This is a genomic window from Lactobacillus sp. B4015, assembly GCF_026536055.1.
Taxonomy (GTDB): domain Bacteria; phylum Bacillota; class Bacilli; order Lactobacillales; family Lactobacillaceae; genus Lactobacillus; species Lactobacillus panisapium.
The window spans coordinates 82967-104626 of record NZ_JAFNOY010000004.1 but is presented as its reverse complement, the minus strand read 5'-3'; the positions used below and the strand labels follow the sequence as shown (position 1 = coordinate 104626).

General features: G+C 37.1%; 22 protein-coding genes. 6 read left to right on the top strand and 16 right to left on the bottom strand.

What is annotated here, in order from left to right; translation table 11 throughout:
• Positions 1-8: 8 nt before the first annotated feature.
• From J3U71_RS05200 to J3U71_RS05190, 3 genes are all read right to left on the bottom strand, one after another.
• Positions 9-1211 (bottom strand): AI-2E family transporter, encoded by a 1203-nt coding sequence (locus J3U71_RS05200; protein ID WP_220232912.1) that lies wholly within the window; start codon positions 1209-1211, stop codon positions 9-11.
• A 13-nt stretch (positions 1212-1224) separates the two neighbouring features.
• Positions 1225-1605 (bottom strand): PTS glucitol/sorbitol transporter subunit IIA, encoded by a 381-nt coding sequence (locus J3U71_RS05195; RefSeq protein ID WP_267392866.1) that lies wholly within the window; start codon positions 1603-1605, stop codon positions 1225-1227.
• Between the two features lie 81 nt (positions 1606-1686).
• On the bottom strand, positions 1687-4440 hold the full coding sequence (locus J3U71_RS05190; RefSeq protein ID WP_267392868.1) for a cation-translocating P-type ATPase: 2754 nt from the start codon (positions 4438-4440) through the stop codon (positions 1687-1689).
• Positions 4441-4605: 165 nt separating this feature from the next.
• Between J3U71_RS05190 and J3U71_RS05185 the strand changes: the two genes are divergently transcribed.
• Positions 4606-5640 (top strand): lactonase family protein, encoded by a 1035-nt coding sequence (locus J3U71_RS05185; RefSeq protein ID WP_267392870.1) that lies wholly within the window; start codon positions 4606-4608, stop codon positions 5638-5640.
• Positions 5641-5692: 52 nt separating this feature from the next.
• Here J3U71_RS05185 and J3U71_RS05180 read toward each other — a convergent pair whose 3' ends face one another.
• From J3U71_RS05180 to J3U71_RS05170, 3 genes are read right to left on the bottom strand one after another with little or no spacing between them, the layout of a single operon-like run.
• Positions 5693-6592: an RluA family pseudouridine synthase gene (locus tag J3U71_RS05180; RefSeq protein WP_267392872.1), complete on the bottom strand. Its 900-nt coding sequence runs from the start codon at positions 6590-6592 to the stop codon at positions 5693-5695.
• Positions 6579-7385, bottom strand: coding sequence for an NAD kinase (locus J3U71_RS05175; RefSeq protein WP_220269359.1), 807 nt, complete (start codon positions 7383-7385; stop codon positions 6579-6581). Before J3U71_RS05175 ends, J3U71_RS05180 begins: the two co-directional genes overlap by 14 nt.
• The gene (locus tag J3U71_RS05170) at positions 7385-8014 is read right to left on the bottom strand and encodes a GTP pyrophosphokinase (protein WP_103752084.1); all 630 of its coding nucleotides are present in this window, start codon (positions 8012-8014) and stop codon (positions 7385-7387) included. Before J3U71_RS05170 ends, J3U71_RS05175 begins: the two co-directional genes overlap by 1 nt.
• Before the next feature lie 505 nt (positions 8015-8519).
• Between J3U71_RS05170 and J3U71_RS05165 the strand changes: the two genes are divergently transcribed.
• Both J3U71_RS05165 and J3U71_RS05160 read left to right on the top strand, forming a co-directional pair.
• Complete coding sequence (locus J3U71_RS05165) at positions 8520-9143, top strand: CYTH domain-containing protein (RefSeq protein WP_267392876.1); 624 nt, start codon at positions 8520-8522, stop codon at positions 9141-9143.
• Positions 9144-9228: 85 nt separating this feature from the next.
• Positions 9229-9864 carry a DsbA family protein gene (locus J3U71_RS05160; protein ID WP_220269357.1) on the top strand — a complete coding sequence of 212 codons (636 nt, stop codon included), beginning with the start codon at positions 9229-9231 and terminating at the stop codon, positions 9862-9864.
• On the opposite strand, the gene J3U71_RS05155 is transcribed toward J3U71_RS05160, so the two are convergent.
• The 6 genes from J3U71_RS05155 to J3U71_RS05130 all read right to left on the bottom strand — a co-directional run bounded on the left by J3U71_RS05155 (position 9850) and on the right by J3U71_RS05130 (position 14511).
• The gene (locus J3U71_RS05155; protein ID WP_267392880.1) at positions 9850-10698 is read right to left on the bottom strand and encodes a competence protein CoiA; all 849 of its coding nucleotides are present in this window, start codon (positions 10696-10698) and stop codon (positions 9850-9852) included. The two genes, J3U71_RS05160 and J3U71_RS05155, sit on opposite strands and share 15 nt — an antisense overlap.
• 89 nt (positions 10699-10787) lie before the next feature.
• Positions 10788-11501 (bottom strand): adaptor protein MecA, encoded by a 714-nt coding sequence (locus J3U71_RS05150; RefSeq protein ID WP_267392882.1) that lies wholly within the window; start codon positions 11499-11501, stop codon positions 10788-10790.
• Positions 11502-11611: 110 nt separating this feature from the next.
• Positions 11612-12010 carry a transcriptional regulator SpxA gene (spxA, locus tag J3U71_RS05145; RefSeq protein WP_220269354.1) on the bottom strand — a complete coding sequence of 133 codons (399 nt, stop codon included), beginning with the start codon at positions 12008-12010 and terminating at the stop codon, positions 11612-11614.
• A gap of 206 nt (positions 12011-12216) precedes the next feature.
• Positions 12217-13950: a phosphoenolpyruvate--protein phosphotransferase gene (ptsP, locus tag J3U71_RS05140; RefSeq protein WP_267392886.1), complete on the bottom strand. Its 1734-nt coding sequence runs from the start codon at positions 13948-13950 to the stop codon at positions 12217-12219.
• Entirely contained in the window at positions 13950-14216 is a 267-nt protein-coding gene (locus tag J3U71_RS05135; protein ID WP_220220941.1) for a phosphocarrier protein HPr, read from the bottom strand. Before J3U71_RS05135 ends, ptsP begins: the two co-directional genes overlap by 1 nt.
• Positions 14217-14328: 112 nt before the next feature.
• Positions 14329-14511 carry a hypothetical protein gene (locus tag J3U71_RS05130; RefSeq protein WP_220269352.1) on the bottom strand — a complete coding sequence of 61 codons (183 nt, stop codon included), beginning with the start codon at positions 14509-14511 and terminating at the stop codon, positions 14329-14331.
• 168 nt (positions 14512-14679) lie between these two features.
• Here J3U71_RS05130 and J3U71_RS05125 point away from each other — a divergent pair, with 168 nt between their 5' ends.
• Complete coding sequence (locus tag J3U71_RS05125) at positions 14680-16884, top strand: ATP-dependent Clp protease ATP-binding subunit (RefSeq protein ID WP_267392889.1); 2205 nt, start codon at positions 14680-14682, stop codon at positions 16882-16884.
• A gap of 122 nt (positions 16885-17006) precedes the next feature.
• On the top strand, positions 17007-17288 hold the full coding sequence (locus J3U71_RS05120) for a DUF1827 family protein (RefSeq protein WP_103752074.1): 282 nt from the start codon (positions 17007-17009) through the stop codon (positions 17286-17288).
• A gap of 30 nt (positions 17289-17318) precedes the next feature.
• On the opposite strand, the gene J3U71_RS05115 is transcribed toward J3U71_RS05120, so the two are convergent.
• Together J3U71_RS05115 and J3U71_RS05110 are read right to left on the bottom strand one after the other, a co-directional pair.
• Entirely contained in the window at positions 17319-18890 is a 1572-nt protein-coding gene (locus J3U71_RS05115) for a peptide chain release factor 3 (RefSeq protein WP_267392891.1), read from the bottom strand.
• On the bottom strand, positions 18890-19759 hold the full coding sequence (locus tag J3U71_RS05110; RefSeq protein ID WP_220220938.1) for a hemolysin family protein: 870 nt from the start codon (positions 19757-19759) through the stop codon (positions 18890-18892). The genes J3U71_RS05115 and J3U71_RS05110 overlap by 1 nt, the downstream gene beginning before the upstream one ends.
• Positions 19760-19860: 101 nt before the next feature.
• On the opposite strand from J3U71_RS05110, the gene J3U71_RS05105 reads away from it, so the two are divergent.
• Positions 19861-20322, top strand: coding sequence for a hypothetical protein (locus tag J3U71_RS05105; protein ID WP_103752071.1), 462 nt, complete (start codon positions 19861-19863; stop codon positions 20320-20322).
• A 3-nt stretch (positions 20323-20325) separates the two neighbouring features.
• Here the strand turns inward: J3U71_RS05105 and J3U71_RS05100 are convergent, their stop codons facing one another.
• Positions 20326-20802 carry a hypothetical protein gene (locus tag J3U71_RS05100; RefSeq protein WP_267392893.1) on the bottom strand — a complete coding sequence of 159 codons (477 nt, stop codon included), beginning with the start codon at positions 20800-20802 and terminating at the stop codon, positions 20326-20328.
• A gap of 8 nt (positions 20803-20810) precedes the next feature.
• Positions 20811-21626: a recombination regulator RecX gene (gene recX, locus J3U71_RS05095; RefSeq protein ID WP_267392895.1), complete on the bottom strand. Its 816-nt coding sequence runs from the start codon at positions 21624-21626 to the stop codon at positions 20811-20813.
• Positions 21627-21660 lie beyond the last annotated feature (34 nt).

The window sequence follows — 21660 nt, the reverse complement described above, 5'->3', positions numbered from 1 at the left end:
CACTTTTTTTACTTCTTTGTCACTTCATTATTTTTATTACTATCCTTCTCAGTTAAGGAAGTGGTCTCATCCTCCTCGAAGACTTTCGAAACCTTGCGATAGTAATTATACACGCGAATGGTAATTATCTTCAAAATAGCATAAATTGGAATACCAAAAATTACACCCCACAGTCCCCAAACTGAACTGGAACCAATCAATAAAAGAATTGTTGTTACGGGATGCATTTCCATTTTATTGCCCATGACTAACGGACTAATTAATCTGGACTCAATTGTTTGCTCGACGAAAAAGACCACTAAAACCTTAATGACCATCGGAACAGAAATCATAATTCCTATTACAATTGCAGGAATAAACGCAATAAAAGTCCCAAAATAAGGTATTAAGTTCAAAAAAGCACTTAAAACGGCCAGAGCTATCCCATACGGTAGTCCGATAATACTATAACCTATACCGAACATAATTCCTACCCAAAAGGCAACAGTTAATTGACCACGGATATAAGATGACAAAGCAAAATTGATGTCATAAAGCAGCTGGCCAAAACCATCTTGCCATCTCTTAGGAGCAAATTGCATCAGATATGGCCGTAAATTATGGCCATCTTTTAACATAAAGAACAAAATAAACGGTGCGGTTAACAGCGTCATAAAGATTACCGTGACGATGCTAATAGCAGACGAGATGTTATCTAGTGTCGCATCAATCGTATTTTGTCCAGATTTAAAAATCATGTCCTGGCCACGTGTAATTGCATCATTAATATTATTTTTCACACTGTGCAGATGCGGGTCGCTTAGCATGTTTTGCACTGCAATTGTTGCATCATTCCAAATATGCGGCCAGTGACGAATTAATGAATCAATTTGTGCCTGTACTATTGGCAATAACGTATTCACGGTCCAAATAAGCAGAACAGCAACTAACAAGAATAATCCAATAATTGTAGCCACACGAGGAACCTTAAATTTTCGCTCCAGTAAATCAACCAGAGGATTCATAATGTAATACTGAATCAGTGCCAAAATTAATGGTGGTAAAATAGCACTAACAAATACTTTAGCTGGATTCAGTACAAATGAAATTTTATTAAACACCCAAATAATTAGGAAGAATAATAAAATATTGACTAAAACGATACTAAAACGATTATTTAAAAACCATTTTTGAAAAACAGTTTGCTTTTTATGCTTTCCTTGAGAATTCATTAAATCATCCTAATTAAATATGTTCATAAATAATGTCATCGCTAACATTAAATGCTGGCATAGTCTGTTTTGCACTAAACGAGAGGTAAACAGCATTTGCTAATGGATTTTTAGGCTTTGTTTGATTGAAAAATAACGTTATATGGCCTAAGGCCTTCATGTCACTTTCAACCATTGCTCCCACATAATCAGCAACATAAGTTTGCCCATCGATTGTAATTGTATCGCCTTTTTTAAAAATAAAACCACTAACAGGAGTTTTAGTATCAAATTTTTGAATAATCGAAACGTCAACTAAATCTTTAGTAACGTTTTCACCAAATAAAATCACCATATTGCCTTCAGGCTCAATGGCTTGTTGACCTACTTTTGTAATTGTTGATATCCACTTCATTTTGTTACGCTCCTTAAGATTTAATTTTAGCATAACAAAAACCGCTTAACTAATATATAAGCGGTTTTTCTTTATTTCCAATTATTTTCGGTGGTAGAGAGCCCATTTTTTAATTTCATCGATTAAAACTAGCGGTATTGGCAAACAGAATAAGAATAGCCAGTCAACTGGTAATAATCTTGTGGTATTAAATAGCTGTTGCAAGCCTGGAGTAACCGTTAGAACTAGGAATAAGAGGATTTCAAAAATAATTCCATACCAGATACTGCGGTTAGTAAACAGACCCTTCTTAAAGATAGAAACTTTATTCGTCCGGCAATTTAAAACGTTAGCAATCTGTGAGAAGATAATTGCCCCTAATACCATCGTGGTGGCGCGCATGTAGACTGAGCCGCTACCAGCTAAAGGAACTTGTGGCCAACCATTTTGCATATTGACAAAGAAGTAGGCACTAATTGAAATGATACTTGAAATTAAACCATACCATAAAAAGGCCTTAACGATTACGCTTCGATTTAGCAAATGCTCGTCTCTCTTTCTTGGTGGCTGTTTCATTACGTCAGGATCAACTGGCTCGCCACCTAATCCTAAAGCAGGCAACATATCTGTTCCTAAGTCAACAGTTAAAATCTGCATAACTGTCATTGGTAGCGGAATTAGTCCACCAGATAACAAGAAGAGGATCGATGGAAAAGCTTCTGGAACATTTGACGTTAAAATATATGTCAAAAATTTCCTGATATTACTGTAAACGGCACGTCCTTCCTCAATTGCGGCTACAATTGAAGCAAAATTATCATCTGTCAAAATGATATTAGCTGCATCTTTTGCAACATCAGTCCCAGTCATTCCCATGGCAATACCAATGTCGGCTTGCTTTAAAGCCGGTGCATCATTGACTCCATCACCCGTAGAGGCAACGATTTCACCATTTTTTTGTAGCGTTTTAACAACCTTATACTTTTGTTCAGGCGCTACTCGAGCAAAGATCACTTCACCTTTCAAAGCTTCACGAAGCTCGTCTTCACTCATTTTATTTAACTCGTCACCCGAAATAACCCGGGCCGCATTAGAAGTAAGACCAATTTGCACTGCAACTGTTTTGGCAGTTAGTTTTGAGTCACCAGTGACCATAATGATTTTAATCCCGGCTTCGTGACAACGTTTAACAGCATTATATATTTCTGGTCGAGGTGGATCACTCATTGTTGTCAAGCCAACAAATACCAAATGATTTTCGGCTGTTTCAATTGTTAATTTATTCACATCAGTTGTTTGATCAACGATGCGGTAGGCCATTGCCATGCTCCGCAATCCCTTGGCTGCATATCCAGCATTACGCTGTTTGGCTAAATCCTGATCTTCTTTAGTCATGGCCCGAACTTGACCATCAACTTGAATCTGATCGCATTGCTTGATGACATCACTAAAAGAACCCTTAGTAAAGATAATGTTTTGGGTATCATTCCAACGATGAATCGTTGACATGCGCTTTCTATCTGAATCAAAAGGCAGTTCTCGTAAACGTGGGTATTTAACTAATACCTTTTGTCGATCAAAACCAGCCTTTTCAGCCATGATAATCAAAGAAGCTTCAGTCGGCGTTCCCAAAATTTTGGGCTTTCCACCCTTAGTTTTACTTGGCTGAACAGCAGTATCATTATCAAGAGAAGCAATTTGAACTAATTTATGCAAATCAGGATTTTCTTCATACCATAACTGCTTTTTGTTTAACTCAATTTGTCCATTATTTTCATAACCGTTACCGGTAACTTCATATTCATTTTTAGGCGTCCAAATGTAGTGAATAGTCATTTGATTTTGGGTTAATGTCCCAGTTTTATCAGAACAGATAACAGTTGTTTCACCCAAAGTTTCGACTGAATTAAGTTCCTTAACCAGCGCATGCTTTTTCGCCATCCGCTTAACCCCTTGGGCCAAACTTAAGGTAACTGTTGGTAAAAGTCCCTCTGGAATAAAGGCTACAATCATCCCTAACGCAAAGATAAAAGCTTTTGCAAAAGGATATTTAACAAAGAAAATTGCTGCTAATAAAAAGACTACTCCAATTGAAACAGCAATAATCGATAATTGCTTAGTCAAACGGTTGAGTTCCTGCGTTAACGGACTATCGACTTTATTTTGCTTCTGGGTCAACTGCGCAATTTTACCAAATTCAGTATTCATTCCTGTAGCAAAAGCAACCGCACGTGCAGTACCTGCTCCAACAGTCGTACCCGAATAAACCAGATTAGTTTCAGCGTAACTACCCTCACCAGGGGCATATTCCGTTGTTTTCGATTCCGGCACTGATTCACCATTTAAGGCACTTTGATCAACCTGCATTGAACTAGCAGAAATCAGGCGGGCATCTGCCGGAATTGAATTACCTGCCTGTAAAACAAAGACGTCACCGGGAACCAGTGTCTTAGAATCAATTTGAACTTTTTTACCATTACGGATAACTTGCACGTAGGTTGGTAACATATTATTTAAAGCATCGGTGGCCCTTTTAGCCGCCCGCTCCTGCCAAAAACTAAATAATCCGTTGATAATATTAACTAGCCAAATTGCGATTCCTAATTCGACTGTTCCGCTTAACATTGCTATCGCACCGGAAATCCAAAGCAGAATAGCCATCGTACTGATAAAATTCTTAAAAAATGCTTTCCATTCTGATTCTTCTTGTGATTTTTTAATCTCATTAGAACCATATTTTTGCAAACGACGAGCTGCCTCTTCAGAACTTAACCCTTCTGATGAGGACTGCAAATTAGTAAAAACTTCAGAAACATTATTCTTAGCATAAAGCTTTCGAATTTTATTTTCATCCATTCAGCGTACCTCTTATTTTTTTAAATTTTTTTATCGTTAAATCCGATACCATACTTTACCACTTTTTGAGGTGAACGAACCATTCAAATTTTTTACAAATAAATGTCATGCTATACTAATCTTATTAGTTAATAATAACCAAAATTTGAGATGGAGGCTTAATAAATGAAGCTATTAATTGGTGGCTATACTAAAAAGAAAGCTACTGGCATTTATGAATTGCCACTTTATAACTCTAAAAAAGGATTGGAAGTTGAGCTTGGAGATGCCAGAGAAGTTATCAAGGTTGGCGGACCAACATATTTTGTTCAGGATGGCGATTTAATTTTTACAATTAATAATGCGGGGGATAAAGGCGGCATTAGCGCTTTTCAATTAGTTAATGGCGCATATCAAGAAAAGGATGCGTACTTAACACCAGGATCATCACCAGCTTATATAGGTATTAATCGCAAAGATAAATTGCTTTATACAGCCAATTATCATACTGCTGTATTAGCTGTTTTTTCATATACTGATGAAGGCAAACTGAGCTTAATCGATTCAGTTACCCACACTGCCGACAATCTCGGACCAAAGCCAGAACAAGCAGATGGACCACACCCCCACTTTTTTGACCAAACGCCAAAGAAAAACATAGTTAGCTGTGATCTTGGTAATGATTGCGTCGACTTTTACCGTCTCAAAGACAATCACCTGGAGCACTTAGCCAAGTACCAAAATGAGCCCGGTTTCGGAACCAGACACATCGTTTTCAGCCCTGATGGAAATTACTTTTATGTTGTCGGTGAGCTTTCGAGTAAAGTTAATGTTGTTAAATTTTCTGAGAGTGATTGGACATTTACAAGTATTGCCACTTATTCAACTATTCCTAACGACTTTACCGATCACAATGGTGCTGCCGCAATTAAAATTAGCCACGATGGTAAATTTATCTATGTTTCTAATCGTGGTCATGATTCAATTACTGTTTTTGCAGTTAACGATGATCATACACTCCAATTGCGTCAACGGGTATCGACTTTTGGCGAATTTCCGCGAGACTTTAACTGGGATGAAAGTGAACAGTTTGTTGTTGCTACTAACCAAAACTCCGACAATGCAACTTTATATAAGCGCAATGCCAAAGATGGGTGTTTAACCCCAATTCAAAAAGATATCTACGTACCTGAAGGGACGAGGGTTTTATTCAGTGAATAACTAAATCAGGCTACTAAAAAAGAGTTGCTGGTGCAACTCTTTTTATTATGCCCTAATTATTATGCTTTTTGCTTTTTTGCCATAATTGCTTCATATCTCGCGGATCAGGAACTCTAATTTGTACACGCTTATTTGCCCTAAAGGGATCAGGAAAAGACACGTAAAAGCAATTGAGTGCCTGCCGATTAAACTCATCTTTAATGCCATACAGCTGATCGCCAAATAAAGGATGACCCAAAGACTGCATGTGAAGCCGAATCTGATGTGTTCGGCCGGTATATAGCCGCAACTCAACCAAACTTATTCCAGGAGCTTGCTTAAGAACCTGGTAGGCCGTGACGGCTTTTTTGCCGTTAGGATCGATAAAGCGCTTGACTGTTTCTTTATTACTGCCGATTGGTTGCTTAATAATGCCACACATTTCATCGGCTTTAAAATTACCATGAACAAGTGCGTGATATTTTTTTACAAAATCATCTTTACTGAGCTTGCTAAAACGCGCATGGGCAATGGCATTCTTACCCATTAAAACAATTCCCGATGTATCGCGATCTAATCGGGTAATCACATGAGGCTTACTTCCTAGGATTTTTTGCTGGTCAAAGTAACCTAGGACACGGTTTACTAATGCATTATCATCATAACGCGAAGGAATTGAAAGCACGCCAGCCGGCTTATTAATAGCTAAATAGTCGTTAGTTTCTTGGACAATATCAATGGGCTGATAGGATGGCTGCAGCCACGGATTGATCTTTTCTTTGCCGGGAACAAAAATGACTTCATCTTGTGGATGAAGTACAAAATTGGTATAGCGCCGTTTGTGATTAACTAAAATTAAACCACCATTGTTTTTAGCATCGGTTACCGCTTTTTTTGAAAAACCGTTTTTCATTAAAAAAGCCCCTAATTGCTTGGGGGCCTTTGTTTGTACAATCAATTTAAATAAAGTCATCTTTACCACCTATAAAGGCACTTTGAACACGTGACCAGAAATGAGTATGACCAAAGCGGTCAAAGCGAATTTCTTTGTTGGAGATACGATAATTAATCTTCTTAGCATTATGTAGGTCCAACTTGCTTCCGTCAACTGTCATTACAAAATGGGCCGAATTAGGAATAATTGTAATCCACTGGTCGGGGGCAATTACGATTGGTGAGGAAAGCGTTCGAAAAACACGATTATTGATTGAAGCGATTTCCGCCATCTGCAGAGCCTTGAGCCGAGGATGAATTACCGCCCCACCAAGCGATTTATTATAAGCCGTGGAACCAGTTGGTGTGGAAATGCAAAGTCCATCCCCACGAAAATTTTCAAACAGCTGCCCATCAATATAAACATTAGCTTCTAATGTATGTGAAATACGCTTAACCGCAGATTCATTAAGAGCTATATAATGTTTTTTCTCATTAGACTCCGTGACTAATTCAACCTCAAGAAGCGGATATTTGGCAGATTCCGGTTCACGCAAAAAAAGGGCATCGACCATTTTATCAACGTCTTGAGCTTGCCAATCAGTATAAAAGCCTAGATGACCAGTATGAATACCAATAAACCGAATTGAACTGATTTGATTTTCATAACGATGGAAAGCGTTGATTAAAGTACCATCACCCCCGACTGTTATTACAACATCAGGATATTTAGCATCAAAAACAACGCCCTCCTTTACTTCGAGGGCATTTTTTAAATGGGCCACAACCTTAAGCGTCTCTGCATTATTATTATGAGCAATTGTAATCCTCATTATTTTTCCTTACCTTTATTTTTGGTAAAAATCTTTTGGGCTTCCTGAACCTCATCTTTAATCAAAGACATTTCTTCGTCAAGTTTATAAGCCGTTTCTGCAGTTGACTTTAATCTTTTAGAAATGTCTTCTGGGTAAGAACCCTGGTATTTATAATTTAGGGTGTGTTCAACGGTTGCCCAAAAGTTCATTGCTAAAGTTCTAATTTGGATTTCTGCTAATAATTTTTTTGATCCTTCGGGTAAATAAACGGTGTAAGAAATAACCATGTGATAAGAGCGGTAGCCTGAAGGTTTAGCATTTTTAACATAATCACGCTCTTCTAAGACCTCCATGTCATCACGATCATGGATTAAATCCACTACTTTATAGATATCATCAACAAATTGACAAACAATTCTAATGCCAGCAATGTCCTGCATATCAGTCTCAATTACATCGGGACTGATTACACGACGTTCCATTTTTTCTTTGATTGAATCTACTGTTTTTACTCGTCCAACCACAAATTCAATTGGCGAGTGTTCACCCTTGGTCAAAAAACTTTGACGCAAGGACCGAAACTTTACTTTTAATTCACGAACAGCCTCGTTATAAGGCCACAAAAAATTATCCCAGTCAATATTCATAGAAATAATTCCTTTCTCTACAGCACATTCATTTTAACATAAAACAAATGATAGCAATTTCATTCAGACAAGCTAATTATGCAAAAGTTAAGCATTTGCTTTTACCAAAAAGCCTTGATTGCAGTACTTTTTGCTTTTTTTGCTACTAAAGCAACGCGACATAAACGATAATCTAAAATTATGATAAATTTATTAATCTGTGTTAAAAGATTAGTCCTAATCTTCCCTTTTTATTATTTTTCAAACCAATTTTTTGACTATTAAAGTAAAAAAGGTACAAAATGATAAACATTGATACATTATAATTAAGAGTAAACAAACTACGTGTTTTTAACAATGCAAACTGAGCTAAACGATGTTTACACGTTCGTACTTTTTCAAATCTGATAATAGATACATGAAAAATGCACCTTTTTGATGAGGGCCTACTTTTGTTAAAGCTGAACTTCGTTTTAACGTAAAATCAAGCCTTGATCAATATTTATTAAAAGAAAAGGATAGTCGGATGTCAAAAAATAATGAAATCGAAGCTAAAATAATTTTGCCTGAGCAAGTTTACCAACAACTATGTGATGATTTTAATATCAAAACCTGCTTTACACAGGAAAATTATTACTTTGACACAAACAATGGCTTACTAAAGGATAATAATATCAGCTGCCGGATCCGGCTCTTTGATAACAGTGCGGAACAAACACTTAAAGTTCCGCACCAAAACCCAGTCCAACAAAAATTTCATGAGGCAACAGAGATTAATGATTCGCTGGCACTTGAACAAGCCCAAAATCTTATAAAGCAAAGTGCTCAAAGGCAAGAAATTTCTTTCACCGGAAATGTTGGTCATTTTTTACAAAGTCATTTCGCTGCTACTAGTCAATTGCATCTGCAAACATACAGTAAGACCAAACGAATTTTGGCAGTTGGTCCGCAAGATTGTGAGTTAACTTTTGACAAAAGCCAATACCCTGACGGTTATCAGGATTATGAATTAGAAATTGAAAATCCTGATCCTGAGCTAATTAAAACGGTTTTAGCAAAATTAAAAGATAAGTATCATATCGTGCAAAACTTTTCTAATACAAACCAAGCAAAAATTGCACGCGCTTTCAAGCATCGTGGTAAAATGTAATGGAGAGTATTTTTTATAGGATAGATATTTGTTAAATTTATTATATATACTAATTCAATTAATCAAGTTATGGAGGAGCCTGGTCATGTTTGAAATTTTTCTTTTTGTCAATCCCATTGGTTTTTATTGTTATGAAACAGAAGTATTGATTAAAGAAGCAATTGATGAACTTGACTTAAATTCTTGCTTTCGTTTTATTCCCGTCACAAATTCTAAAGTAATTAAGGAAGATATAATTCGGCGTAAATTAAAAGGACAAATTATAAACGATATTCCGGAATATACAATGGCTTCCTATCAAGCATTACGGAATTATCATGCAATTAAATGTGAATATGGCAATAAAAAGGCACGCTGCTATCTAGTTAGCCTACAAAAAGCAGTCAATAGCGATTTCAACGTTTATTCTCAAGATCTACCAGAACAAGTAGCTTTAGATTTAGGGTTAGATTTTAACCGCATTAATAATTCTAAAATAAGTAGATACGTTGATGACTCCATTCAGCAAGATAAAGATCTTGTTCGTCAATTTAAGGTTAAGAATATTCCAACGACAATTATCTTTAATGAAAGTGGTAATTATAATGGAATTTTGCTGGAAGGAATAGTTGCCCACGATAAATTAATTACGCTATTTAAAAATAATAATTGTACTCAAATTTCTGAAGAACCAAAAGAAGAAAACGGTTATTACCCTTCACGGCATTTACGTTTGATGTAAGAATAATGTGATGTTGTCGGGTGACTTTACTTGTCTGAACCGTTCATAAACCCAATCTGGCAGATCATTAATTGTCAAGTGATTTTGGTAAAGTTGAGCAGCGATTTGCATACCCTTTGTGGTCTTTTTCATTATTTGTGTCTGTAAATAGCTTTTTTGTACGTGAGGATTAACATAGAAATTTTTAAAATGAGGTTGAAACTGCCACAGTTTACTTAATCCAGCTCCATTCAAGGCAAAATACTTTACCTGATATTGTATTCGGTCAGTTAATGGTTCACGTTGGACATTAAATTTTAATCGCAAAAATTTTTGGTACGGATTAATTTCAAAATAATAATTACGCCACAACTTATTTTCACGAAAGAAAATGAATTGTGACTTTTTTATTTTCAGCGCTAAATAATGCCGTTTACCCACTAACCAAATATCTTCAATTCCATTTTTTCTATATAAAAGATGGCGGTGAATAAATTCAGATTTTGTTAGAGGTGCACATTGAACTTCAAAGGCCAATTTAGGACTTGCTAAAACGTCCGCCCTTAGTTTTCCGGAAGCTAAAGTTACCTCTGTTTGAGCAGTAAAACTTGCCTCTACTAGAGCATTTTTTAATAGGTTCTTACTTCGAGCATGCTCATCTTTTTCACCAGCTAAATTAATAACTTCTGGTCGATGTCGAAAATATGCAGTTTTAGAGTTTATGACTAACTGCACTTCTTGTCTACAACTAGGACAAAAATAATGTCTCTGCTTATTTTTAACTAGCTCATCTTTTGCTTTTTCTGCTTGATCAAATGCTGTAACTAATTCATTTTTCCAAAAAGCTGCATACATAATTTTCACCCTTTATTAAGTACCCTTTATTAAGTACGCAAAAAAAGGCAAGATCCACTTGCCTTTTTATTTTTTATTCAAATAAATTATTAGTGCTTCAAGTGACCAAAATAATGGCGTAACTGCTCAAGAGCGTCACGTTCAATTAAACATTTACTCGTTGTTCTAATCCGGGCCATATCAGCAGTTTTTACCTTTGTGCCGTACTCATTAGCAATAATCCAAGCATCTTCTGGCTTAATTTCAACGTAATTTTCATCTGTAAATGCTAAATCAAGATAAAACAGCCCACGTTCAAAATAAAGACTTGATGAAAGATCACTGGCTAAAAGGCTACCTGCAAGTTCAGTTACATCATTAAAGTCATTAAAGCTGTAGGCTTGTTTTTTCTGTAACTTCCAAAAAGCTTTTTTAACTTTCGGCTTGTTAGAATCGGTTGTGCCAACATCATTCGTGCCATCATCCTCTAAGTCAAGAAATGAGCGCCGTGAATCGCCAAACTTACTTTTTTTCAAGTCACCAAAGTCATTCTCAAACAGTTTAGACAGCTTGTCACGATCTTTCTCAGTAGTCTTAGTAATCAGTAAATCTAAGCCACCATTATTCGGCATAACCTGAAAAGTAACTGGAGCATCTTGACTAAATGAATGGTCAGTATCAATTTCATCCAAAATTGAATAAAAGAATTGTTGGATCCTGTCTTTATCGCCCAGCAAATCTAGAACCTTTAAACCGCGCTTTTCTAACTCGACTTTATTAATCCTCACACGGATAGTATTTTCATTAATATGTTCTACTTGCATGAGTTCTTCACCTCCATCAGATCCTTTGTTATATTGTAGCGTATTTTTCGAATAAAATAAAAGCGTTAGTTTAAAAAAACCAACGCTTTTTTTCTGCACTGCTCAGTCTATTACATGTCAGCAATTTTTTGCATTTCTTCCAGTTCAAGACGCCGTACTTTTCTTGGCAAAAACCGTCTTATTTCATCTTCATTGTATCCTACTTGAAGACGACGGTCATCCATAATAATCGGTCTTCTTAGAAGGCTTGGATTTTTCTCCACCAAATCCAGAAGATGATCAATCGACAAGTCATCTAAATTAACTTTTAGTTGTTGAAATGCTCTGGAACGTGTAGAAATAATTTCCTCTGTACCGTTCTCAGTCATTCGTAAGATCTGAATAAGTTCATCTTTGGTTAAAGGCTCAGAAAAAATATTTCTTTCCTTATAATCAATATTATGTTTTTTTAGCCAAGCCTTAGCTTTGCGACATGAAGTACAACTTGGAGATATGTATAAATTTACCATGTGATTCACGCTCCTTTGAACACACTGTCTTAATATCTATATTATATCATATTACTTTCTTTTTGTAAGCAATATAACTAACACTATTTATATTTCAATACTACTTTGTAAAAGTGAATAAACTGTGAATTTTTTCTCAAGAAATGGTAAAGAAAATGAAAAAGACCCATTAATATTTATTAATGCGTCCTTTTCATTCTCCATAGTTAATTATTTACTTTTTTCATTAATTCGTCAACTAATTTTTCGTTTTCTTCAGCAGTTTCTGAAACAAAGCATGCTTTATTAGCTAATTCCTTAATGTCCTCAGTGTTTAGTTTCTTCATTAGGCTTCTGATCCGCAGAATCGAAGTAGCACTCATTGAATACTCATCAAGTCCCATTGAAAGCAAAATTGGGAACATTGTGTTATCACCAGCAGCCTCACCGCACATGCCACACCAAATGCCGTTCTCATGAGCAGCATCAATTGTGTGCTTAATTAAGCGTAATACTGAGGGATTAGCAGGTTGATACAGGTAAGAAACATTATCATTCCCACGATCAGCAGCCATTGTGTATTGAATCAGGTCGTTAGTACCAATTGAGAAGAAATCAACTTCCTTAGCAAATTGATCAGCTAAAACTGCTGCAGCAGGAACTTCAATCATCATTCCTACCTCAAGGTTTTCGCCAACCTTTACACCCTTCTTAGTTAATTTATCTTTTTCTTCAGCTAGAATTGCCTTGGCTTTACGTAATTCAGCTAAAGTACCGATCATTGGGAACATAATTCCGAGCTTACCAAATGCTGATGCACGCAATAAAGCACGTAACTGTGTCCGGAAGATCTTCTCATTTTGCAATGACAATCTAATTGCACGTACACCTAAAAATGGGTTCATCTCTTCAGGCAAATCCCAGTAATCAAGGTGCTTGTCACCACCGATATCCATGGTTCTGATAATGACTTGCTTACCATGCATTCCCTCAATAACTTCTTTATAAGCTTCAAATTGATCTTCTTCAGTCGGAAAATCTTTAGAATCCATGTATAGAAATTCTGTTCTATATAAGCCAACAGCTTCAGCACCATTGGCGTTTACACCTGCCATATCATTTGGTGTACCAATGTTAGCAGCAATCGTGAATTTCTTCCCATCAGCAGTTACTGAAGGTTCATTCTTTAATTTTTCCCATTCAGCTTTTTGCTTTAAGAAAGCGTCACTTTTCTTTTTGTAATCAGCAACCTGTTCATCAGTTGGTTCAATTACAGCGTCACCGTTCAACCCATCAACAACTAGGTTTTGACCATTAGTAACATCTTTAGTAATTGAATCAGTCCCGACAACTGCAGGAATCTCCAATGAACGAGCCATAATTGCTGAGTGAGCAGTCCGACCACCAATATCAGTTACAAAACCTTTAACAAACTTTTTGTTTAACTGCGCAGTATCACTTGGAGTTAAGTCGTGTGCAACAACGATAACTTCGTGATCAATTGATGCAGGATTTGGCAATTCTTTACCTAGCAGGTGAGCCATAATCCGTTTAGAAACATCGCGAACGTCTGCAGCACGCTGTTGCATATATGCGTTATCGGTCATTCCTTCAAAAATCGTAATGAATTTTTGAGCGGTTTCATCTAGCGCAGCTTCGCTATTGACCTTTTGCTCCTTGATTTCATTCTCAATTGCCCCCGTAAATTCAGGGTCATTCAAAATCATCAAATGTGCTTCAAAGACTTGTGCTTCGTCTTCTCCTAAACTTTTTTTGGCACTGTCGCGAATTTGCTCAACTTCCGCAGTTGAAACTTCAATTGCTTTTTTGTAACGAGCTAATTCGCTGTCAACATCGCTAATTGTTGTCTTTGTATACGTAAGATCCGGTTCAACCAAGAGGTAGGCTGGTGCTACAGCAATACCATCACTTGCAGCAATTCCTTTTAATGTCCTGGTCATTATTCAGCCAAACCCTCTTTTTTCATTGTTTCAGAAATAGCAGCAATTGCGTCTTTTTCGTCATCGCCATCAGCACTAATTGTAACATCGGCATTCTTACCAACACCAAGTGACATAACACCCATGATTGACTTCAAGTTAACTGACTTGCCATTGTATTCAAGATTAATGTCTGAACCAAACTTTGAAGCAGCTTGAACTAACAAAGTTGCTGGACGAGCATGAATACCTGTTTCTGCAATAACATGAAAATCGCGTTTTTCCATTATAAATATCTCCTTTGAATTGAAAAAATCAAACCGGTAGTAAATACCTATTCCTGTATTAGACTATCATTTTTTTGTGAATTAGACAATATAAATGTAACAGTTTACATCATTAAAGTTCAGACTTTGATTGAGTGTAAACTATTTTGCCTCCTCGCAAGGCTTTGCCAGTTATATTCTGTCTTTTACCAAAAGATCTTAAAGCAGCTTGAAAATTAAAGGCTTCTTCAGGTTTAACTTCATAATGATCTAATTCACCATTTGCCAACTGCTCCAGAATTTCTTGATAATCCAAATTTACCACCGTTTCTATAAAACATATTCCATCCTTAGCAAAAAATTTGCTAAGGCTTATTTTAGCATATTTACCATGTAGACAGAAAAGGTTTTGAGTTTTAGCACTTGATTATTGCGAGTGCTAATTATATAATTTAATCATTGAAAAGAAAGGCGGTATAACATAATGCTTTGTCAAAACTGTCAAAAGCGACCTGCCTCAATTCACCTTTTTGCAAAGGTCAATGGGCAAAGCCGCGAAATTAATTTATGTCAACAATGCTATCAAGAACTTCAACAACAAGGAAATATTAATATGAATAATGATAATAATGGTTTCTTTGGCGATTTTAACGATTTATTTAACTTTAGTAACGGCAATAACGGTATGAATGGCAACCCTAACAATCCGGGAATGAACCCAGGTAATCCTGGTAATCCAAATAATGGTGGAAATGGACGGTCATTGCTCGATCAATATGGTACAGATTTAACCGCATTGGCAAAAAAAGGTAAAATTGATCCCGTCATTGGTCGTGATAAAGAGATTGCGCGTGTCATTGAAATTTTAAACAGAAGAACCAAAAACAACCCGGTCTTAATTGGTGAGGCTGGGGTTGGTAAGACTGCTGTCGTAGAGGGCTTAGCCCAACAAATTGTGGACGGTTCAGTGCCAGCCAAATTACAGGATAAACGAATCATTTCACTAAATGTTGTTTCACTTGTTCAGGGCACCGGGATACGTGGTCAATTTGAACAGCGCATGCAGCAGCTTATCAAAGAACTGCAAAATCATGATGATATCATCTTATTTATTGATGAAATTCATGAAATTGTTGGTGCCGGTAATGCTGAAGGCGGAATGGATGCTGGAAATATTATTAAGCCTGCACTAGCTCGCGGTGACTTACAGCTTGTTGGTGCAACAACCTTAAAAGAATACCGCGAAATTGAAAAAGATTCCGCTTTAGCTCGTCGATTCCAACCAGTTGATGTTAAGGAACCATCAGTTGCAGAAACTATCCAAATTTTAAAAGGTATTCAAAAGCGGTACGAAGACTATCACCATGTTCACTACACCGATGATGCAATCAAGGCCGCCGCTGAATTGTCTGAGCGCTATATTCAAGACAGATTTTTGCCCGACAAGGCTATCGATTTACTTGATGAAGCGGGTTCTCGCATGAATTTGACAATTCCCTATGTTGATAAAGATAAAATAAAGGAACGAATAAATGCGGCACAACAATTAAAGCAGGATTCCCTGAAAAATGAGGACTACGAAAAAGCTGCTTATTATCGTGATCAAATCGAAAAATATAATAAGATGAAAGATCAAAAAGTTGATCCTGATAAGTCACCAATTATTACTAGCAAGATCATGAACAAGATTGTCGAAGAAAAAACAGGTATCCCTGTTGGCGACTTACAAAAACAGGAAGAAAGCCAACTGCAAAATCTTGCTTCAAACCTAAAAGCACACGTAATTGGTCAGGATAAGGCGGTTGATAAGGTTGCCCGCGCAATTCGCAGAAACCGGATTGGCTTTAACAAGTCCGGCCGTCCTATCGGTTCATTTCTCTTTGTTGGTCCAACGGGTGTGGGTAAAACCGAGCTTGCTAAGCAGCTCGCCAAGCAAATGTTTGGTTCAGAAGACGCTATGATTCGTTTTGATATGTCTGAATATATGGAGTCATACTCAGTTTCGAAATTAATTGGATCAGCACCTGGCTATGTTGGTTATGAAGAAGCAGGTCAACTAACTGAACGAGTTCGGCGCAATCCGTACAGTCTGATTTTATTAGATGAGATTGAAAAAGCTGATCCTTCAGTTATGAACTTATTCTTGCAAATTCTGGATGATGGCCGTTTAACCGATTCACAAGGACGGACGGTTTCCTTTAAGGATACCATCATTATTATGACTTCTAATGCTGGTCAAGGAATTAAACAAACCAGTGTAGGATTTGCTGCTGAAAATTCTAGTGAACATCCCGACTCTGCTAGAAATTCAATGAGCCAGTTCTTCAAACCGGAGTTTTTAAACAGGCTGGATGACGTCATTGAATTCAATGAATTATCTAAAGAAGACTTAATCAAGATTGTTAACTTAATGCTAAATGAAGTTAACAGTATGGTTAAGAATCAAGGAATGCAAATTACTGTTACCGACGATGCTAAAGAAAAATTAGTTGAAGAGGGTTACAATCCATCTATGGGTGCTCGTCCTTTACGTAGAATTATTCAAGAAGAAATTGAAGATAAAGTCGCTGATTATAAACTAGATCACCCAGCTGCTAAAAACCTTTTAGCCAGTGTCTCAGATAAACAAATCACAATTAGTGAACAGGATAATGCTGAATCTGTGCACAGTTCAGTAAACAAAGATTAATTACTTTAAGTTGAGCTAGTAGTTTGGGATAAATTAATCTAAATATTATTTTTTAATAGAGAAAATTGTTTAAAATAGCGTTATACTAAATTAAGAACTACTAGAAGAAACGGGTGAAATCCATGCATTTAATAGATGTAACCAATAGTTATAAGGATCTAGTTCACAGTCAATTGAATTCGACTAACGTTAATTATGTCAAAGTTTATTCATTAGGCAATACTTCTGTCATCTATACCGAAAGTAATGATGCGATCGGAATTGCCTTGGAGAACCACGATCGTCGTATACGTAAGGAAGAAGCAGAATTTGTAATTAAGCGATTAATCAAAGAGCAAGATCCTTCGTACGTGGTAACCTTCGACAAAAGTCAACACTTAATTGAAATTCATATTGACAAGTAAAAAAGAGAGACGAATGTCTCTCTTTTTTGTTTACAATTTTTCTGTTAGTTTTACATCTGGATACTTGTCTTGGAAAAAGCGTTCAGCAAACTGATTTTCAAATAAGAATAGTGGTTGATCATACCGATCTTTAACCAATAAGTTCCGGCTATTCGACATGGCAGGATCTAGCTGGTCTGGGTCTATCCAACGGGCAACCCGATGGCCTAAACTATTTAATTCCACTTCGGAATTATATTCATTTTTCATTCTGAATTTGAATACTTCAAACTGCAATTGACCAACGGCACCTAAAATGTACTCGTCAGTTTGATAATTACGGTAAAGCTGAATTGCCCCCTCTTGAACCAATTGTGTCATTCCCTTGTGGAATGACTTTTGTTTCATTACGTTCTTAGCAGTTACCCGCACAAAAAGCTCGGGAGTAAATTCTGGCAAAGGAGGATAGACAATTTTATTCTTGCCAGCATAAATACTATCTCCAATTTGAAAGTTGCCAGTATCGTATAAGCCGACGATATCACCAGCCACTGCATCAGAGACTTGGACACGTTCACTTGACATAAATTCAGTTGCATTATTCAACCGGATTGGCTTCCCCGTTCTGGCTAAAGTGACATCAAGCCCCTTTTGAAATTCACCGCTACCAATTCTAATGAAAGCAATTCGATCCCGGTGATTGGGATTCATATTAGCCTGAATTTTGAAAACAAAACCAGAAAATTCTTCGTCATCTGGCGCAAGCGTTTGATCTTCATTAACAACATGCTCTTGCGGAGCCGGAGCTAATTTTACAAAGCTCTTAAGGAACGTCTCAACCCCAAAATTGGTTAAAGCTGAACCAAAGAAGACAGGGGTTTGATCACCTTTGATAATTTTAGCAAGGTCAAAAGTGTTACCAGCTTCTTTGATAAGTTCAACTTCTCCAAGCGTATCCTGGAATTGCGGATTTTGACTAAGTGGTTCATCTTCTGCAAGATTACCATCTTGATCTAAAGGCAAAAAACGATCTGGACCATCTTTGTGATACAGTTCAACTTGATTGTTTGCAAGGTTATATAATCCTTGAAGTGTTTGACCTGAACCAATTGGCCAATTCATTGCCACTCCTTCAATTCCAAGAAGGTCTTCAAGTTCAGCAATCAGATCTAGCGGTGGTCGACCATCACGATCAAGTTTATTCATAAAAGTAAAAATGGGAATGCCACGTTGTTTAACGACCTTGAACAGTTTCTTTGTTTGCGGTTCGATACCCTTGGCAGAGTCAATTACCATTACGGCAGAATCGACCGCCATTAATGTCCGGTACGTGTCTTCAGAAAAATCCTCGTGTCCTGGGGTATCAAGAATATTAATTCTTTTACCGTCGTACTCGAACTGCATAACAGAACTTGTAACAGAAATACCACGCTGCTTTTCAATTTCCATCCAGTCACTAGTCGCATAATGACCGGTTTTACGTGCCTTAACCGTACCAGCACTGCGAATTACACCACCAAAAAGAAGCATTTGCTCCGTTATCGTAGTTTTCCCTGCATCAGGGTGCGAAATGATAGCAAATGTTCTTCTTTTATTAACTTTATCCGTTAGTTGTTCACTCATTAATTTTTCTGCTCTTCTTCCTTTTGCCCTTTATCCGGTATGGTTAATAAGACAGTGAGTAGTCTTGACCGCATCATTCTGCGTGTTGTCAATACCATTCCGTTATCTAATTTGACAGACAATTTTTCACCTTTAGCTGGGATAATTCCTAACTTGGTAATCATATAACCAGCAATCGTGTCAACGTCTTCCATTTCTAGATCGGTTCCAAATTGATCGTTAAAGTCATCAAGGGGCATTTTACCATAAATTACATACTTATTAGGTGCAATCTTTTCAGATAAAACTTCCGTATGATCAACTTCATCATCAATATTGCCCACAATCTCTTCAATTAAGTCTTCAATTGTGGCAATACCAACAACACCACCATATTCATCTGTTAAAATTGCCAACTGTTGCTGCGTTTGTTGCATTTCAACTAACAATTCACTTAAGTCTGTTGTTTCTGGCGCAAAGAGCGGTGGATTCATTACATCTTGGTAAGTAATATTGGCAAAGCCCTTTTCCCAGGCCTTGCGTAAAACAGTTCTAATGTGAATAACGCCAATAATTTTATCCTTGTCTTGTTGATAGACAGGAATCCGCGAATAAGGCTCGCGCAAGATTTCCTTGAGGTTATCTTGCAAGCTGTCACCATAATCTACCATAAAAGCATCGATTCGTGGCACCATGACTTCACGAACCATTCGTCCCTGGAAGTCCAAAACATTGTTTAACATTGAAAATTCGGTATCGCTTACTTTGTGATTATCGTGTAAGTTTTTAATTTCCGCTGTTAAATGCTCTTTAGTTTCTTCATCACTTGCAGGGGAAAATTTATTTTTTAACAAATTAAATAAATTCCCCTTGTCAGGGTCGCTAGCCATATTAATTTCTCTCTTTCTTTAAATAACAAATTTAATATCAACATTATATCATGTACTCACATGATATGTTAGAATAGCACGTAAGAAATGAGGTTTATTTAATGAAAAAAAGTCATGTCTTACTTGTTTTTACCTTTTTACTTTTAATCCCCTACTTGTGCAGCCTCACGATAATTGGAATTGGCTATAATGCTTTAGTCCTGCACTCAGCTGACTTATTTAGAACATCTATCGGTGCTTTCGTTGGCGCCTTAATTATGTTTGCAATCAAAGCCACAATCCAGCGTCCAGTTGACCTATTAGCTGTTGAAGTTGATGATGGTATTTTAAAGCAGCTTTTACGTTTCTTCAGTATTAGAAGGCGACCTCTTTTGCAAATGGCAAACGTTATCTTAGATTTTATTCTTTGTTTTGCCGCCACTTTCGTCGTGCGTGCTTTTCTTACCCTAGACCAAATTGTTGGTAAATCCGTGGGCATTGTTTTTTTAATCATGCTATTATCAACCTGCTTGGGCGCTTATGTTGAATATGATAATCTGTCAATCGACCCTAAACAGCATTAATATCTACTGACTGACTTCCAGATAGAGCATCTGGGTCAGTTTTTTTGTTTCTAAATTAAGCTTTTGTACAAAATAAGGTGTCAAACTGTCCCCAGGGTTTTCATATGTTTGAATTCCTTGTTCGCGCACAGTTTGAAGAAACTGCGGAATCACCATGTTTAAGGGCTGGGCAAAGAAGGATTGATTTTGCTGCTCCCTTTCTTCAACCGCCACCTGAGCCTTAGGAAGCGTAAATTTCATTAATCCTTGTGGCAGCTCAGTTACTTCTGATGTGAGCACGCCATACCAGTACATGAAATTTTCTGGTCCGAAAACTACCATGCTACTACGATTGGTTAGTTCATTATCCGTTAAAAATTGTTGAAACTGCTGATCTTGTTCAAGCTCGATGTTGCAGTTATTATATGTCTTTTGCTCATCAATCATTTGATCAGAAAAAGGACGGCCAACAAAGGTAATTTCTTCTTGTAATTTTTGCATAAGTACTCCTAATATTCAGCTAATTCGTCAAGCGGAATAATCTCTCCCGCCAAAAAGGCATCAATTTCACTACTAGAAAAGCCATGCGTAAACAAATAATTTCGCATTTTTGCTTGACGCTCACTTTCTGGTAAACGCCGAAAGCGCTTATAAGCTTTCACGCCTTGCTTTTTTAGCGCTTCTAATTGTTCCTCATCATTTTGTTCAAGATCAAGACTGGAAATAATTTCCCCGGCCAATGCACTAGAAAAGCCATGACTAATAAGTTTCGTACGCATTTTGCGCTCAAGTTCGCGCTGAGCCAGCTTCCCCACCTTGCTTTTCATTGACTTTAAGACTCGCATTCCTGCATCTTGCCACTCTTCATCGGCAATTTCATCTAACCCTACCTGAATCAGTTCGGGATCCACTCCCTTTTTCAACAGTTTTTGTGTTAAACTCAGCGGGCCGTCGGTTCCTATGCGCAGATTTTGCCTGATGGTTAATTCGACATATTTTTGATCATCTAAGAAGCCCATTTCGGTCAGTTGAGCCACTGCATTTTGTGCCGGTTCATCATCAATTTGATGTTGCTGTAAATATTGCAAAACCTCAAAGACCGTTCGCGGCTCATAATTTAAATACCGTGAAGCTAAATTAGTAGCCTTGGCATCTGCATCATATTGCTTAACTTCTGCTATTTTTTCCGGAGTTAGTTCCTGCCCCTTTAAGAGCACATATTCCGCAACGGTTTGCTCACTAGCTGAAAATGCATATTTACCATCCAAAAAAATGTTATAGCGTCCAGGTCGTTTTTGGCTGCTAACCTTAGTAATTATTGGCATGTTGGTTCACCTTTCTATTAGTCTATGTCCATGC

Bases quoted from the DNA above. Each gene is read 5' to 3' on its own strand.
- J3U71_RS05165 (WP_267392876.1), top strand. From the start codon at position 8,520: ATGTCAAAAAATAATGAAATCGAAGCTAAAATAATTTTGCCTGAGCAA.
- J3U71_RS05185 (WP_267392870.1), top strand. From the start codon at position 4,606: ATGAAGCTATTAATTGGTGGCTATACTAAAAAGAAAGCTACTGGCATT.
- J3U71_RS05125 (WP_267392889.1), top strand. From the start codon at position 14,680: ATGCTTTGTCAAAACTGTCAAAAGCGACCTGCCTCAATTCACCTTTTT.
- J3U71_RS05195 (WP_267392866.1), bottom strand. From the start codon at position 1,605: ATGAAGTGGATATCAACAATTACAAAAGTAGGTCAACAAGCCATTGAG.
- J3U71_RS05135 (WP_220220941.1), bottom strand. From the start codon at position 14,216: ATGGAAAAACGCGATTTTCATGTTATTGCAGAAACAGGTATTCATGCT.
- J3U71_RS05190 (WP_267392868.1), bottom strand. From the start codon at position 4,440: ATGGATGAAAATAAAATTCGAAAGCTTTATGCTAAGAATAATGTTTCT.
- J3U71_RS05155 (WP_267392880.1), bottom strand. From the start codon at position 10,698: ATGTATGCAGCTTTTTGGAAAAATGAATTAGTTACAGCATTTGATCAA.
- J3U71_RS05105 (WP_103752071.1), top strand. From the start codon at position 19,861: ATGAAAAAAAGTCATGTCTTACTTGTTTTTACCTTTTTACTTTTAATC.
- J3U71_RS05200 (WP_220232912.1), bottom strand. From the start codon at position 1,211: ATGAATTCTCAAGGAAAGCATAAAAAGCAAACTGTTTTTCAAAAATGG.
- J3U71_RS05170 (WP_103752084.1), bottom strand. From the start codon at position 8,014: ATGAATATTGACTGGGATAATTTTTTGTGGCCTTATAACGAGGCTGTT.
- spxA (WP_220269354.1), bottom strand. From the start codon at position 12,010: ATGGTAAATTTATACATATCTCCAAGTTGTACTTCATGTCGCAAAGCT.
- J3U71_RS05115 (WP_267392891.1), bottom strand. From the start codon at position 18,890: ATGAGTGAACAACTAACGGATAAAGTTAATAAAAGAAGAACATTTGCT.
- J3U71_RS05120 (WP_103752074.1), top strand. From the start codon at position 17,007: ATGCATTTAATAGATGTAACCAATAGTTATAAGGATCTAGTTCACAGT.
- J3U71_RS05150 (WP_267392882.1), bottom strand. From the start codon at position 11,501: ATGCAAGTAGAACATATTAATGAAAATACTATCCGTGTGAGGATTAAT.
- J3U71_RS05100 (WP_267392893.1), bottom strand. From the start codon at position 20,802: ATGCAAAAATTACAAGAAGAAATTACCTTTGTTGGCCGTCCTTTTTCT.
- J3U71_RS05110 (WP_220220938.1), bottom strand. From the start codon at position 19,759: ATGGCTAGCGACCCTGACAAGGGGAATTTATTTAATTTGTTAAAAAAT.
- ptsP (WP_267392886.1), bottom strand. From the start codon at position 13,950: ATGACCAGGACATTAAAAGGAATTGCTGCAAGTGATGGTATTGCTGTA.
- J3U71_RS05180 (WP_267392872.1), bottom strand. From the start codon at position 6,592: ATGACTTTATTTAAATTGATTGTACAAACAAAGGCCCCCAAGCAATTA.
- recX (WP_267392895.1), bottom strand. From the start codon at position 21,626: ATGCCAATAATTACTAAGGTTAGCAGCCAAAAACGACCTGGACGCTAT.
- J3U71_RS05160 (WP_220269357.1), top strand. From the start codon at position 9,229: ATGTTTGAAATTTTTCTTTTTGTCAATCCCATTGGTTTTTATTGTTAT.
- J3U71_RS05175 (WP_220269359.1), bottom strand. From the start codon at position 7,385: ATGAGGATTACAATTGCTCATAATAATAATGCAGAGACGCTTAAGGTT.